The 13,812-nt window shown below is 63.2% G+C and carries 11 protein-coding genes and 1 tRNA gene; 4 read left to right on the top strand and 8 right to left on the bottom strand.

Annotated elements, in window-relative coordinates:
* Nucleotides 1-205 precede the first annotated feature (205 nt).
* Nucleotides 206-499 (bottom strand): hypothetical protein, encoded by a 294-nt coding sequence (locus H2LOC_RS08485; protein ID WP_136496005.1) that lies wholly within the window; start codon nucleotides 497-499, stop codon nucleotides 206-208.
* A gap of 261 nt (nucleotides 500-760) precedes the next feature.
* Here H2LOC_RS08485 and H2LOC_RS08480 point away from each other — a divergent pair, with 261 nt between their 5' ends.
* Together H2LOC_RS08480 and H2LOC_RS08475 are read left to right on the top strand one after the other, a co-directional pair.
* Nucleotides 761-1,450 carry an orotate phosphoribosyltransferase gene (locus H2LOC_RS08480; protein ID WP_136496004.1) on the top strand — a complete coding sequence of 230 codons (690 nt, stop codon included), beginning with the start codon at nucleotides 761-763 and terminating at the stop codon, nucleotides 1,448-1,450.
* A 24-nt stretch (nucleotides 1,451-1,474) separates the two neighbouring features.
* Nucleotides 1,475-2,137 carry a M15 family metallopeptidase gene (locus H2LOC_RS08475; protein WP_136496003.1) on the top strand — a complete coding sequence of 221 codons (663 nt, stop codon included), beginning with the start codon at nucleotides 1,475-1,477 and terminating at the stop codon, nucleotides 2,135-2,137.
* Nucleotides 2,138-2,276: 139 nt separating this feature from the next.
* Here the strand turns inward: H2LOC_RS08475 and H2LOC_RS08470 are convergent, their stop codons facing one another.
* Complete coding sequence (locus H2LOC_RS08470; protein WP_136496002.1) at nucleotides 2,277-3,653, bottom strand: glycosyltransferase family 4 protein; 1,377 nt, start codon at nucleotides 3,651-3,653, stop codon at nucleotides 2,277-2,279.
* 95 nt (nucleotides 3,654-3,748) lie between these two features.
* Between H2LOC_RS08470 and H2LOC_RS08465 the strand changes: the two genes are divergently transcribed.
* Nucleotides 3,749-4,846: an FkbM family methyltransferase gene (locus tag H2LOC_RS08465; RefSeq protein ID WP_136496001.1), complete on the top strand. Its 1,098-nt coding sequence runs from the start codon at nucleotides 3,749-3,751 to the stop codon at nucleotides 4,844-4,846.
* An 86-nt stretch (nucleotides 4,847-4,932) separates the two neighbouring features.
* Here H2LOC_RS08465 and H2LOC_RS08460 read toward each other — a convergent pair whose 3' ends face one another.
* The 6 genes from H2LOC_RS08460 to H2LOC_RS08435 form a co-directional block, all read right to left on the bottom strand.
* Complete coding sequence (locus H2LOC_RS08460) at nucleotides 4,933-6,516, bottom strand: OpgD/OpgG family glucan biosynthesis protein (protein ID WP_136496000.1); 1,584 nt, start codon at nucleotides 6,514-6,516, stop codon at nucleotides 4,933-4,935.
* Between the two features lie 212 nt (nucleotides 6,517-6,728).
* Nucleotides 6,729-8,318: an ATP-binding protein gene (locus H2LOC_RS08455; RefSeq protein ID WP_136495999.1), complete on the bottom strand. Its 1,590-nt coding sequence runs from the start codon at nucleotides 8,316-8,318 to the stop codon at nucleotides 6,729-6,731.
* A 413-nt stretch (nucleotides 8,319-8,731) separates the two neighbouring features.
* Nucleotides 8,732-8,965 carry a hypothetical protein gene (locus tag H2LOC_RS08450; protein ID WP_136495998.1) on the bottom strand — a complete coding sequence of 78 codons (234 nt, stop codon included), beginning with the start codon at nucleotides 8,963-8,965 and terminating at the stop codon, nucleotides 8,732-8,734.
* A gap of 130 nt (nucleotides 8,966-9,095) precedes the next feature.
* Nucleotides 9,096-9,181, bottom strand: a tRNA-Leu gene (locus tag H2LOC_RS08445).
* A gap of 205 nt (nucleotides 9,182-9,386) precedes the next feature.
* Nucleotides 9,387-11,318, bottom strand: coding sequence for an acetate--CoA ligase (gene acs / locus H2LOC_RS08440; RefSeq protein ID WP_136495997.1), 1,932 nt, complete (start codon nucleotides 11,316-11,318; stop codon nucleotides 9,387-9,389).
* A gap of 132 nt (nucleotides 11,319-11,450) precedes the next feature.
* Complete coding sequence (locus tag H2LOC_RS08435) at nucleotides 11,451-12,419, bottom strand: serine hydrolase (RefSeq protein WP_136495996.1); 969 nt, start codon at nucleotides 12,417-12,419, stop codon at nucleotides 11,451-11,453.
* 304 nt (nucleotides 12,420-12,723) lie between these two features.
* Here H2LOC_RS08435 and H2LOC_RS08430 point away from each other — a divergent pair, with 304 nt between their 5' ends.
* On the top strand, nucleotides 12,724-13,806 hold the full coding sequence (locus tag H2LOC_RS08430; protein WP_136495995.1) for a cytochrome-c peroxidase: 1,083 nt from the start codon (nucleotides 12,724-12,726) through the stop codon (nucleotides 13,804-13,806).
* Nucleotides 13,807-13,812 lie beyond the last annotated feature (6 nt).

Genomic DNA, 13,812 nt, shown 5'->3' with positions numbered 1-13,812 from the left:
CGTCAGGCGTCGGCGTCACGCGAAGGCGCCAAACACGAGGATTGAAGGCGATTCCGAAGATTGCGCCGCAGCTTGGCGTCGATGAGCGGGACAATCCCGGTCCAGCGGGGACTGGCCGGTTTCCGATGTGCGCATCCGGCAGGCCATGCGGGGAGAGAGGCCGCGGCGGCCTTCATTAGCTTTCAGCCTGAGCCGGTACGACTGTTTAAAGCAGGATGCGCCGTTTCGATCCCGGGGTTCCGCCGCCGTTCACGGCGCGGGAAAAGGATGCGCGAACGAAGCGTTTTGCCCCATAGAGAATCGAGCAGACCATGGTCGCCATCAAGGCTTCGTGCTGATAGCCGTCCACCGCGCTTTCCGGCTCGGGGGCGCCGAGCATGTCGGCCGGGGTGGCGGCCGTATTCTGGACGGTGACGATCGGCTTGGCGCAGGCGCAATCCGCCGCGACCACGAGGAGGCCGATGATGAGCGCACGCTTGCACGAACTGAGCTTTGGCATCGAAGTCTCTCTTCGTTGCGAGGCTGCCTGGCGCTGGAACCATTTCGCCGGCGCTTTTGAGGCGGTCCAGGGCGTATGGCGCTCAAGCTGCGCGTCATGCATTAACAAAAGATTGCCTCCTTTACAGGATGTAGCGATTCACTGTCAAATTTAGCTTTGTCCCCGCAGAAAGGTTAACGCCGGGGCCGGCGATTTCCTCTCGGTCCCAGAAAAGCCTATAGACGAGGGGCTTTAGATTCTATGCCAGGGACGCCTCACGCCATGTCCGCATCTGCAGATCGCCAGTTCGCCGCCATAGAGACCGCCAAATCCCTGATCGAGGTGCAGGCGGTGCTGGTCAACGTCGACAAGCCTTTCATAACCACGGCGGGCTGGGCCTCTCCGGTCTACATCGACATGCGAAAGATCATCTCCTATCCGCGCCTGCGGCGCAGACTGGTGGATTTTGCGGTCGGAGCGATCGAGCGCGACATCGGCTATGAATCGCTCGACGTCGTCGCGGGAGGGGAGACGGCCGGCATCCCTTACGCCGCCTGGATTGCGGACGAATTGATGCTGCCGATGCAATATGTGCGCAAGAAGCCCAAGGGTTTCGGGCGCAACGCCCGCATCGAGGGCGATCTTCACGACCAGGGCCGGGCGCTTCTCGTGGAGGATCTGGCGACCGACGGCGGCTCCAAGAAAGACTTCGTCGCGGCGCTGCGCGATGCGGGCCAGACCTGCGATCACGTCTTTGTGTTCTTCTTCTATGATATTTTCAAAGGCGCCCTGGAAGAGCTTCAGGCGATGGGCGTGACGCTGCACTGGCTCGCCACCTGGCGCGATATTCTCGACGTCGCGCGCGCGCATCGGTATTTCTCGGATGCGGCGCTGAACGAAGTCGAGAAATTCATCGCCGATCCGGTGGCCTGGTCTGCGGCGCATGGCGGCGCCGCAAAGCCCAAGGCTTGACCAACGGCGGGGATCTTTTACGAGATGAGGCCCGCGACCGGTTCAATCGTCGCCAGTGTGGCTCTGAAATCTCTGCTTCTCCTGTCCCCGGCGTTCGCGGCCGAGCCGCCGCCGGGCTTCGTGCGGTTGGCCGATGCGGCGCCGGGCGTGATCCAGGAGATGCGTTACGCCGGAGCGGATAATTTCACCGGCCGTCCCGTGCCCGGCTATGGCGCAGCGCAGTGCTGGCTCAGAGCGGAGGCAGCCAGGGCCCTCAAAGCCGCTCAGGCGGAGGCGCGCCGCAGGGGATTGGATCTGGTGGTTTACGATTGCTATCGTCCGAGACGCGCGGTCGCGGCGTTCATGGAGTGGTCGAAGAATCCCGACGAGGCCGCCAAGAGCGCCCATTATCCCAATATCGACAAGCGGTCGCTCTTCGCGCAGGGCTATATCGCCGAGCAATCCACCCATTCGACAGGCCTCGCCGTCGATATCGGCGTCAAGGGCTGGGATTTCGGCGCGCCCTTCGATTTCTTCGACCGGCGCTCCTGGACCGACGCTCGCGTTCCCGGCGTCGCTCGCGCGCATCGCGCGTCGCTCGTTGCGCTGATGCGCCGCCACGGTTTCGAAAACTATCCGCGCGAGTGGTGGCATTTCGCCTACAGGGCGGAAAAGAACCCCGAAAGCTACGACGTCCCGATAGAATGAGCCGGCGCTAATTGCTCAACAACGCCGATTACGCCAGCGCGGTCATTGCGAGGAGCGTCAGCGACGAAGCAATCCAGGGCAATTATCGCGACTCTGGAGTGCTTCGCCTTCGGCTCGCAATGGCGGGCCTGAGCGCAATTTAGAGCCGCGCGCTCAGCTGTCCATATTGATAGGCGTCGCTTTCGATCATCGCCAAGAGGTTCTCGGTCGCCTCGCGCCAGCTCACGATTGGAATCGCCGGCGCGGTTTTGGGCGCGGCGAGGGCTTCGCGCAGGCGCAGAGCCAGCATGTCGGCGTCGCCGAGTTGGAAGTAGGCGGCGGAATCGCCCGCAATCTCCCGAAACACGGGAATATCACTGACTATTGCGGGCAGGCCGTAATGGGCCGCTTCTGCGAGCGCGAGGCCGTATCCTTCGGCGATGCTGGCGAAAACGAGCGCATGGGCGCTGCTATAGAGCTGGCGCAGATCGGCGTCGCCGGCATTGTCGAGCCAGAACAGCCGCCGTCCATATTCGGGGTGGGAGAGAATGCGCCGTTTCAGCGCGGAGACGAGCCAGCCCTCGCGGCCGACGATGACGTAACTCGCATCGGCGCCTTCGCGCCAAAGCTTGTCGAATGCATCGAGCGCGATCGCATAGCCCTTGCGCGGCTCCAGAGTGCTCACGCCGAGGAAAAAGGGCGTCTTCCCTTCAGAGATCGAAAGCGCCTGCTGCGATGGCTGTTCGTCGGCGCCGCTCGAAAAATCGGCGCCGAGCCCCTGCCAGCCCAGCCTGAGACCGGGTTTGAAGGGGCGCTTCTGTTGCGACATGAGTTCGATCAACTCGTCGGCGACCGCCTGCGATATGCAGACGACGGCGTCGGAGGCGAGGACTATCCTGTCGAACCAGACCACGAAGTTTTCCACATTGCTGCAAATCTCGCGATAGAGCAGCGGGAAGAGATCGAACAGGATGGTGACCGTCGACCCGCCCTTCTGCGAAAAAGCCTCGATGACCGCAGCCGTTTGCGCGGGCGCGGCCCACCAGGCCCCGGCGAGGATCAACTTGTCTCCGGGGGCGATCTCGACGGGCCTAGGCGGCTGTCCCGCGATGAGGCAGGCCCAGGCGTGGCCGTCGTGCAGAAACACGGGAACGCCGCCTTGGCGCATCGCAGAGAGGCAGACCTCGAGGGCCACGCGCTGAATGCCGGTGATGCGTTCCGTCAGCAAAAGCTGGGTCACGTCGATGAAGAATCGCCGCCCCGGCGCCGGCGTGGCGGCGCTGGAGGGATGCGCGGCCAGAAATTTTTGCAGGGCGCGCCGCCAGACGCGCAGATTCGTGCTGCCGTCGTGGAGATAGCCGAGGCCGACCAGCCGCGTCGCGGTCCAGTAGAATTCTTTCGCTTTCTGAGCAAGGAAGCGCTTCGCCGTCTCCAGCGGGTGGGTCGTCTGCCGGGGCGGGGCGACGACATGTTCCCGGTCTTCGGCGTGGATGACGACCGAGATATAATCTTTCAGCCGGTCGTTCTCGCTGCGCATTGCTTGATTCCCCGCCGTGGGCGCCCAAGCGCAGGGCTTGCGGCCGATTTCGCTGACATAGCAATGGAACCGACGCTCGCGCAATAGAGCGATCTTTGTCTCGTTTTGAGATGAATACAAGGATCGCCCGGTCGGCCGCCGGACGAAGCGAGGTCTTGGACTTGGGTGGTCAAGTGACAATCGTTCGGCTAATCTGGCAGTGTTGCTTGGAACGGGGCTTTGATATAGCAGAAATGGAATGCGCTAGGCTCGGCGTTCGAATTGATCCCATTCGCACGAGCGGAAGGAACTCAATGGCCACGCTCGGTGAACTCCGTAAAAAATACGATTTATTCCGCCGCAAGACTTTCCCTCAGTCGGTGAACGACGCCCAATGGCGTTACGAAGAATTGCGGGCCCGCCTGATCGAGATAAAAGACATTCTGGCTCCGCATTTCAGCCAGACCTCGGCTGGCGCAACCATCGTGCTGCAAGAGGAACTGCGCGCGACTTTGCGCCTGCTCGAACCGCAGAAAGTCGTAGGATTTTCAAAAATACGGATCGGTTCCGCGGGTGACGGCGGCTATGTGCAAATCGACGATCTCGAAGAGTTGACGCACGCTTTCTCCTTTGGGGTATGCGACGACGACACTTGGGATCTAGCCATGGCGCAGGCCGGCGTTCCAGTCGAACAATTCGACCATTCGGTCGAGCGCGCACCATCGGCGCATTCACTCCTGCGCTTCCATCGCAAGATGATAACCGCGCATTCCGGCGCGGACACGCAATCTTTGAGCGCGCTAGTGGCGGAGTTTTCAAAGACCGACAAGCCGGACCTGTTCCTCAAAATCGACATCGAAGGATGGGAATGGGAGGTCTTCGACACGACGCCGGATGAGCTTCTGGCCAAACACGCGCAGATCGTCTGCGAGTTCCACAATCTCTCGCAGTTGCTGTCTCCGCATTTCTATTTTCGTGCAAAAAGAGTGTTCGAGAAGCTGAGCCGAATTTTCGCCGTTACGCATGTGCACGCAAATAACTGCATGCCTTTCAACCTGCTGGCCAATATCCCGCTGCCTGACGTTCTCGAAGTTTCCTTCGCGAGCCGCGCGCGCTACAGCTTCGAGCCCAGCCAGGAGGTCTTCCCTACGCCGCTCGACGCGCCATGTTCACCCAAGCAGCCGGACTATTTTCTCGGAGCGTTTCGCTTTTAAGCCGGATATCGGCTGACGTTGCTTAGACATTGCGGCGTGCATTTCAATCGCAATCAAATGCGCCGCCGCAACGCCGAATGTCATCGCTAAAACGGATGATACTGGTATAGCCAGTCCTCAGACACGATGTTGTCGCCGACCTTGAGGTGCAGCCGCATCTCGACCGGTTCCGTTCCGTCTACGGTGAGATCGAACTGCGCGCGCCAATGGCCGGGCACGCCGTCGAACACCGCCTCGGTGTAGATATAGGAGAAGCTTCCCCGCGAGGCCCACAGCACGGGCTCGGGCTTCACGCCGAAGGGGAGTTTTTCGAGCTGCCCGCCGAGGAACTCCACCATGAATTTGCGCACGCCCTTTGGGCGCGGTTTGCCCGGCTGGCCGCCATTGCCGAGCCGCGTCGCCACGCAGCGGGCGAGCGGGGCGGGGTAGGGTTCGTCGGCGAGCCAGTGCAGGCGGTAGGAAAACTCGAATTCGGCCCCCGGAACGGCGGGCTTTTCGGGGACCCAGACCGCGACGATGTTGTCGTGAATTTCGTCGTCGGTCGGGATTTCGACGAGATGGATCGCGCCCTTGCCCCAATCGCCTTTAGGCTCCACCCAGACGCTGGGACGGCGGTCGTAGAACACGTTGTCGAGATAATGGTCGTAATTGCGGTCGCGCTGCATCAGGCCCCAGCCCTTGGGGTTGTTGTCGCCGAAGGCGGAAGCGATCACATGCGCGGGATTGTTGAGCGGGCGCCACAGCCGTTCGCCCGTTCCGGTCCACATCGAAAGACCGTCGGAGTCGTGCACCTCCGGGCGCCAGTCGACCGCGGTGGGCTTGCGCGTTTCCGAGAACCAATACATCGAGGTCAGCGGCGCTATGCCGAAGCGCACGAAATCTCCGCGCAGATGCAGCTTGCAGTCGATGTCCATGACGACGCCCTTGCCCCGCGTCATCAGGAAGCGATAGGCGCCGACGATATGCGGCCCTTCGAGCAGCGCGTGCAGCACCACGCCGTCCTCGGTCTCCGGGCCGACGTAAATATGGGTGAAGTCGGGAAACTCCTCCGGGCGTCCGGCGACCCAGGTGTCGAGCGCGACGCCGCGCGCCGAAAGTCCGTATTGGCGCAATTCGCCTATGGCGCGGAAATAGGAGGCGCCGAGGAACGCGACCCAGTCGTTCTTCTTCCAGTCCAGCGGGCCGTCCTTCGACTCCTGAATGCGAAAGCCGGCGAAGCCCGCGCCGGGCGACAGCTGGCGGGCCACCGAATCCTCGGGCATGTTGAAATAGCTCGGATCATAGAGGATCTCGCGCGCCTGGCCGCCCTCGACCTGATGTATGCGCACAGCCTTTTTGAAGAACATGCCGAGGTGGAAGAATTCGAGCGGGAAGCGCTCGGGGCCGGCTGCAAACAGCGCATGGTCGGTGTTGTAGGTGATCTTGCCCCAGGCTTCGTAGTCGATCCTGCTCGTGATCTCGGGATTGGGAATCGCGGGCGCGCGATAGGGCTCCTTGATCAGCCGCGCCGCCTCGGCCTTCAGCGTCTCATAGGAGAAGGGCGTCGCATCGCCGAGCTTGATTCCGCTGGCGTTGATCAGCGGCTCGGCATGGGCCCCCGCGACGGCGCCGAGCGCGCCGGTGGCGGCGGCGGCCTTGAGAAAAGCGCGGCGATCCGGATGGTCCGTCATTTGGCGTTTCCTTGGAGCTTATTGCGGGCGAGGCGGGAGGGGCCCGTTTTTCAAAAAAGGAGGCGCGACCCCCCGAAACCTACTTTGGCCGGGGAATCTTAATAAAATTGCGGCGATTACACGGCGCGGTCAAGCCGAGGTCCGGCTGGAACCGGTAGCTGGGACAGGAGGTTGACGGGCTCGCGGGGTGGGCGTTCATATGGTCGGCCGGCTTATCCCACGGAGGCCTTCGCTTGCGTGAGCGCCCGGACGCTGGCCGAGAATTGATCGAGGGTGAAAGGCTTCCTCAGAACATCCATGTTCGGCGCAATTTCAAGCTTTTCCAGCGATGCGCCCGCATAGCCCGTAATGAGCAGGATCGGCAGCGCCGGCCTGGCGGCGTGGGCGATCTCGGCCAACTGGCCCCCGCTCATGCCGGGAAGGCCTACGTCGCTGACCAGCAGATTCAATTCGCCGGCGGCTTCGAGCATTTTCAAACCGGTTATGCCGTCCGGGGCTTCGCAGACGGCGTAACCCATCTCCTGAAGCGCGTCGACCACCTGGGAGCGGACCTCCGGCTGATCCTCCACGACGAGCGCTTTTCCGCGAGCGCGCGAGCCGCAGTGATCGAAGCTTTCGGCTGAGGGCGGCGCGCTTCCGGCCTGCAGGCACGCCGTGGGCGCATGTCCGGGAAGATAAATTCGAACCGAAGTTCCTTTTCCGGGCTCGCTTTCGATACGCATCAACCCGCCTGATTGCCTCACGAAGCCATAGATCTGCGAGAGGCCGAGGCCGGTGCCTCTGCCGACGGGTTTGGTCGTGAAATAGGGTTCGAAAGCCCGATCCAGAACTTCCCGGCTCATGCCGGCGCCGTTGTCCTCCACCTCGATCTCGACATAGTCGCCTGGCGGCACGTCGGAGTCTGCGATATCGGCCGGCGGGTTTCGATCGGCGGTCGATATCCTGAGGGTTCCGCCTTGCGGCATGGCGTCCCGGGCGTTGATCGCCAGATTGAGCAGAGCGCTCTCGAGCTGGGACGGATCGCAGGTCACATTGGAGCGACAGCGCAGCGGGCGCAGATCGAGCCGGATCTCCGGCCCGAGCGTCCGGCGCAGCATTTCCTCCATGCCCGCGACTAGCCTGTCCGGCTCGATCTCGCGCGGAGCCAGCGTCTGCCGTCGCGAGAACGCCAGCATCCGCGCGACGAGGTTCGTGGCGGTGTTGGACGCTCTTTTTATCGCCTCCAGCGACGGCGCTATATCGGCGTCGCGGTTTTGAGCCAATTTGCGCTCGATCACGCTCAGAGAGCCGCTGATGACCTGGAGGACATTGTTGAAATCATGGGCTATGCCGCCGGTCAGCTGCCCTATCGCCTCCAATTTCTGCGCATGGGCCAGGCGTTCTTCGCTGGCGCGCAACGCGACATTGGCCCGGCGCAGCTGCTCGAAGGAGGGAAGGGCGAGAAAATTCGGAAGCCCGCGCCACAGCGCGTAGGCGGTGATGACGGAGGTGATCGCGGTCGCGGCTTTGATGAGCCCGAGGAGACTGTAGAGGGGAGTCCACAGGGTCAGAAGATCGAGCCAGTGGCTGGTGCCGCAAAGCAGGATGAAAGCTGCGAACAGCCCCAATAACGGCCTGAAGACGAGATCGCCGCGGTGCTTTCCAATGATCGCGAGACTGAGCGGAATGGAGAAATAGGCCAGCGCGATCATTGTATCGGAGGCCGCATATAGCCAGATCAGTCCCGGTTCCCAGAGCAGGCAGTATCCATGCGGCTCCAACCCGGCGGTGTTGAAGAGCCACTGGCTCAGCGTAGACAACATGCACGGCTCTCCAGCGACGCGGCGAACCAAGGAAAGGGCGAGGGAGACTGCGCGCATTCCGGCGGCGCAAGCGGACCTCGGCCAGTCCTGCGCGTGAACGCCTCCGCGGCTTCCTCGAACGCCGCCGGCGTTTCCAGCCCCTCGGGTCTTGCTGCAAGCAGAACAATAGCTTAGCTCAAGTCCCGGGTAGGCGCGCGCACCCGTCAATCAAGAGTTGTTTTCGCCGATATCGGGTCCAAAGAAAAGGCAAATCTGTTTGTGTCGCAATCCTTTCGGCGACGACCGGAAGCGCTGGCGCCCGGATGGAAGTCCTCGCAAACAATAAAAAAAGCGCCGCCCCCGAAACGGGCGGCGCCTCGGCGCACGGGGTTGCGCTGCTGTGACATCAACGGGGATTGGCGCGTCTTTGCTGTTCAGCCCCTGATGGGCTCGTTCTTGACGGCTGTGCGCATGAAGAAGTAGAGGCCCACGAAACCGGCGAGCGCAAAGATCGCCTCGAAAGCGCGGCTGACCAGGGGATCGAGCTGGAACAGGCCGCCGAGCGCCCATCCGGCGGCCCAGGAAGCGCCGACGAGTTCTGTGCCGACGAGGATCGCCACCGCGACCAGAGTCGAAAGATGTCGGAAATTGATCGGCTTCTGGCTCATATCGCTGTTCCCGCGGGTTTAGCTGGAGCGGCATCGCCGTTCCTTTGGTCCCTCGACGCCTGCTATATGATCGCCCGCCTCTGGGCAAGCCCCCTGCGGGTCGGCTTCTCGGGCGGGATAGCGAAGCGAATGGTGCGGACGGCGGGACTCGAACCCGCACAGCCAATGGCCGAGGGATTTTAAGTCCCTTGCGTCTACCGATTTCGCCACGTCCGCATGCGTCTCTTGGCTGGCCCGGCCACAGCTACAACCGAGCCGCTCGAGCCGACTCAGAGTAGCATGCTCGCCATAGGTAGCCGCAAGCCGGGGGATCAGCAAGCCGGCAGGGCTTCGACTTCGGGGTGCCAGCGCGCGTTAATTGGCCGTTACTATCCGCCCCCTCTCCCCGAGGGATGCTCCCTTCGTCCCCGCGCGCCGTCCTTCACGCCCCTCGGGTTTTGATCAGCTCGCCGACCACGCCGGGATCGGCGAGGGTCGAGGTGTCCCCGAGCGCGCCGAACTCGCCTTCGGCGATCTTGCGCAGGATGCGGCGCATGATCTTGCCCGAGCGCGTCTTGGGCAGGCCCGGCGAGAAATGGATCACGTCCGGCGTCGCTATGGGGCCGATCTCCTGGCGCACCCACGCGACCAGCTCCTTGCGCAGATGCTCGCTGGGATCGGCGTCGTCGTTCAGCGTCACATAGGCGTAGATGCCCTGGCCCTTGATGTCGTGAGGGAAGCCGACGACCGCGGCCTCGCAGACTTTTTCATGGGCGACCAGCGCGCTTTCGACCTCCGCCGTGCCCATGCGATGGCCGGAGACATTGATGACGTCGTCGACGCGGCCGGTGATCCAATAGTAGCCGTCGGCGTCGCGCCGGGCGCCGTCGCCGGTGAAATATTTGCCGGGATAGGCGTGGAAATAGGTCTGGGAGAAGCGGTCGTGATCGCCGTAAAGCGTGCGCGCCTGTCCCGGCCAGGAATCCGCGATGACGAGATTGCCCTCGCAGGCGCCGGTGAGCACGGCGCCGGCCGCGTCCACGATCTCCGGGAAAACCCCGAAGAAGGGTTTGGTGGCGGAGCCCGGCTTGAGCGCGGTCGCGCCGGGCAGGGGGGCGATCAATATGCCGCCGGTTTCGGTCTGCCACCAGGTGTCGACGATGGGGCAGCGGCCGTCGCCGACGACCCGGTGATACCACTCCCAGGCCTCGGGATTGATCGGTTCGCCCACCGAGCCGAGCAGCCGCAGCGAGGCGCGGCTCGCCTTCTGCACCGGCGCCTCGCCCGCCGCCATCAGCGAGCGGATCGCGGTCGGCGCGGTGTAGAAGATGCTGACCTTGTGCTTGTCGATCGCCTCCCAGAAGCGCGACGGCGAAGGATAGGTCGGCACGCCTTCGAACATCACCGTGGTCGCGCCGTTGGCCAGCGGGCCGTAGACGATATAGCTGTGGCCCGTCACCCAGCCGACGTCGGCCGTGCACCAGTAGACGTCGCCCTCGCGATAATCGAACACGAGCTCGTGGCTGAGCGCGGCGTGCACGAGATAGCCGCCGGTCGTATGCACCACGCCCTTGGGCTTTCCGGTGGAGCCTGATGTATAAAGGATGAACAGCGGGTCTTCCGCATTCATCTCGGCATAGGGGCAGTAGGGCGAAACCGTCTTCCACTCGTCCTCGTAGCGGAAGTCGCGGCCGCGCTCCATATCGACTTCCCCGCCCGTGCGCGTGACCACCAGCACCGTCTTTACGGAGACCTTCTCCAGCGCGGCGTCGACATTGGCCTTGAGCGGCACGCGCTTGCCGCCGCGCAGTCCTTCGTCGGCGGTGATGATAATCTGGGATTCCGCATCCTCGATGCGTCCGGCGAGCGCCTCGGGGGAAAAGCCTGCGAAGACCACCGAGTGAACCGCTCCGATCCGCGCGCAGGCGAGCATGGCGTAGGCCGCCTCGGGGATCATCGGAAGGTAGATGGTGATGCGGTCGCCGCGCTTGGCCCCGTGTTTTTTCAGCACATTGGCGAAGCGGCAGACCTGTTCGTGAAGCTCGCGGTAGGTGACATGGCGCGAAACCGAAGGATCGTCGCCCTCCCAGATGATCGCGGTCTGCTCGGCGCGGTCGCGCAAATGCCTGTCGATGCAGTTCATCGCGACATTGGTGGCGCCGTCCTCGAACCATCTGATCGAGACGTAATGCGGCTCGAAGCTGGTGTGCTTGACTTTGGTGTAGGGCGAAATCCAGTCGATCCTCCGGCCCTGCTCGCGCCAGAAGCCCTCCGGATCATTCAGCGAGCGGGCGTAGAGCTCGTCATATTTCTTTTCGTCTATGGCGGCGTCCGCCTTCCATTCCTCCGGCACAGGATAGACTTTGTCGGACATCCGCATCCTCCCTCGGGCCTTGGCGGCCTTGTCGTTTTCCCGCGGCTTTCTGCAGCCGGCGCTTGCGTTATTTTCACACTTGCGGGAGAGGCCGGTCAATCCGACCAGCGCCCGCGCTCGGCGGGCCGAGGCTCAGCACATTTGCGCCGCATAGCCGAGAATTTTTGCGAGGGCCGCGCCGAAGCGCGCCTGAACGTCCGCCTCGGCGCCGATCCAGTTCAACGTGAAGCAGAAGGTTATGGGCTCGTTGTTCACGACCATCTGACCCGGGACGCACAGAGCGTGGAAGGGGTCCCAATTGATGCTGCCGCCCTTGGCGTAGCCCTTGACGCCGTCGGGCACGATCCGCGCTATGGCGTCGGCGGTCGCCTGTATGCGGCGGAACTCGGAAAGGGTCGTCTTCTGTGTGAAAAACTGGCCTGAGAGGGCGCGCTGGTAATACGACACCATCTCGGACGCCGTGCTCATCATGGTTTCCTGCATGTTGAGCGGCGAGCGCAACGGGCCGAAGTAGTGGCCCGCCGCGATCTGCTGCATTCCCGCCCAGCCCATGTCCACGCCATAAGGGGCGCCAGCCAGATATGAGAACATGATGCGCGTGGAGTCGGGAACGATCGTCTGGGTGAGTCCGGCCGACGCTATGAATTGGCGGACGTTGGCGACCCCCGCTGCAGCCATGGCCGCATCCGTCGCGGTATTGTCGCTGTGGGAGATCATGGCCTCCAGCACGTCGGCCGCACGCGTGGAGCCGGTGAGATTCAGGAAGACCGGGCTGTCCAGCGAGCGGATGCCGTCGTCGATGGGGATCTGCTGGTTTTCGGAAAGTTCTCCCGCCTCGACGCGCCGCAGGAATTCGGCCAGGATAAAGGTTTTGACGGCGCTGCCGACAAACATCTGATGGTCGGGATTGTAGCTTCTGTCCACGCGGGCGCATTGGCGGGCGCTGCGAATGAGGAAGCTTTTCGATCCGGGAAGCCGAAGGAATTCCGCTATGGCGTCTTCGATGCCGCTCGAACCAACCGCCGCCGGCTGCGCCGAGGCTTCAAAAGAGGGCGACGCCAAGCTCGCAGCGGCCAACGCAAGAAAACTTCTCCGCTCCATGACGCCTCCACGCCCCACGGACACCAGCAGGCGAACAAAGCGAAGCCATGGGGAGATTGGCTGTCTGCCACGCCCGGGCGCCGCTGGCAAGTCGCCGCCCCGGGCGGAACCGAGGTCGGGTCCGGCAAAGGAAAAACCGGATTTTGGGTGCGTGGCGCGGCGCGTGAGGCCGAACGCGAGGCGACCCCTTGCCGCAGTCCGACAAAAAACCCTCCGCCCGCGGCTATGGCGCTTGGCGCGGCTCGGCGCGGCTGTGGTAATGTGAAGCTGTGCAAAGCCGACTCGAACCGAGGCGCCTATGAAAATGCGTTTTCCGCTGCTTGCGTCCCTTCTCGCCGTTCTCGCCGCCGGCCCGGCGCTCGCCGACGATTCTCTCCGCGATTCCGCAAAGAAACTTTTCGAGCCGATCCCGGACACGGCGCCTCAGCTTCCGGGCGAGCCGTCGACCCCGGAAAAGCTGGCGCTCGGCAAGATGCTCTATTTCGACCCCCGCATCTCGGAAAGCCACGAGCTTTCCTGCAGCGCCTGCCATGATCTCGGCATGGGCGGCGGAGACGGCCGCGCTTCCTCCACCGCGCGAAGCTGGCAGCTCGCAGGCCGCAAATCCCAGACGGTGCTCAACGCCGTCTTCAACAAGACCCTGTTCTTCGACGGACGCGCCTCCGATCTCAAGGACCAGGTGCTGCGTTCCGTGATGGCCTTCCCCGGCGCCATGCAGAAAACGCGCGGCGGGCCGACCATTTTCAATCCCGCGGACGCGAATCCCGCCAAGGCGCATGCGGTGGAGTTCCTCAAGGGCGTGCCCGGCTATGTCGACGCCTTCAACAAAGCTTTCCCCGGCGATCCCAATCCGGTCACCTACGACAATGCCGCCCGCGCCATCGCCGTGTTCGAGACGACCCTGATCACCCCGGGCGCGCCTTTCGATCTTTGGCTCAAGGGCGACGACGCCGCGCTCGGCGAATCCCAGAAGGCGGGGCTCAAGCTCTTCGTGGATAAGGGCTGCTCGGGCTGCCACAACGGGGTCAATCTCGGCGGCGCGAGCTTCGAACGTTTTGGCGTCGTTCACAATCCGGGGCCGGAAATTCTCCCGACCGACGACTGGGGCCGTTACGCGATCACCAAGAATCTGGCCGATAAATACGTGTTCCGCGTGCAGGAGCTGCGCAATGTCGAGCTGAACCCGCCCTATTTCCACAGCGGGCGGGTCTGGGATCTGAAAAAGGCCGTCGAAGTGATGGCGGACGCCCAGCTCGGGGTTCAGCTCAGCGACGAGGAATCCGGCAAGATCGCCGATTTCCTGAAATCGCTCACGGGGCGTCAGCCCGAGGTGACGCTGCCTCACATGCCTCCCATGGTGGCGACCACCCCGCGTCCGCAGCCCTGAGGCCGC

Origin of the sequence: Methylocystis heyeri (genome assembly GCF_004802635.2) — a bacterium.
Lineage (GTDB): Bacteria > Pseudomonadota > Alphaproteobacteria > Rhizobiales > Beijerinckiaceae > Methylocystis > Methylocystis heyeri.
The sequence above is the reverse complement of the archived record's forward strand: the minus strand, read 5'-3'. Positions and strand labels throughout refer to the sequence as shown.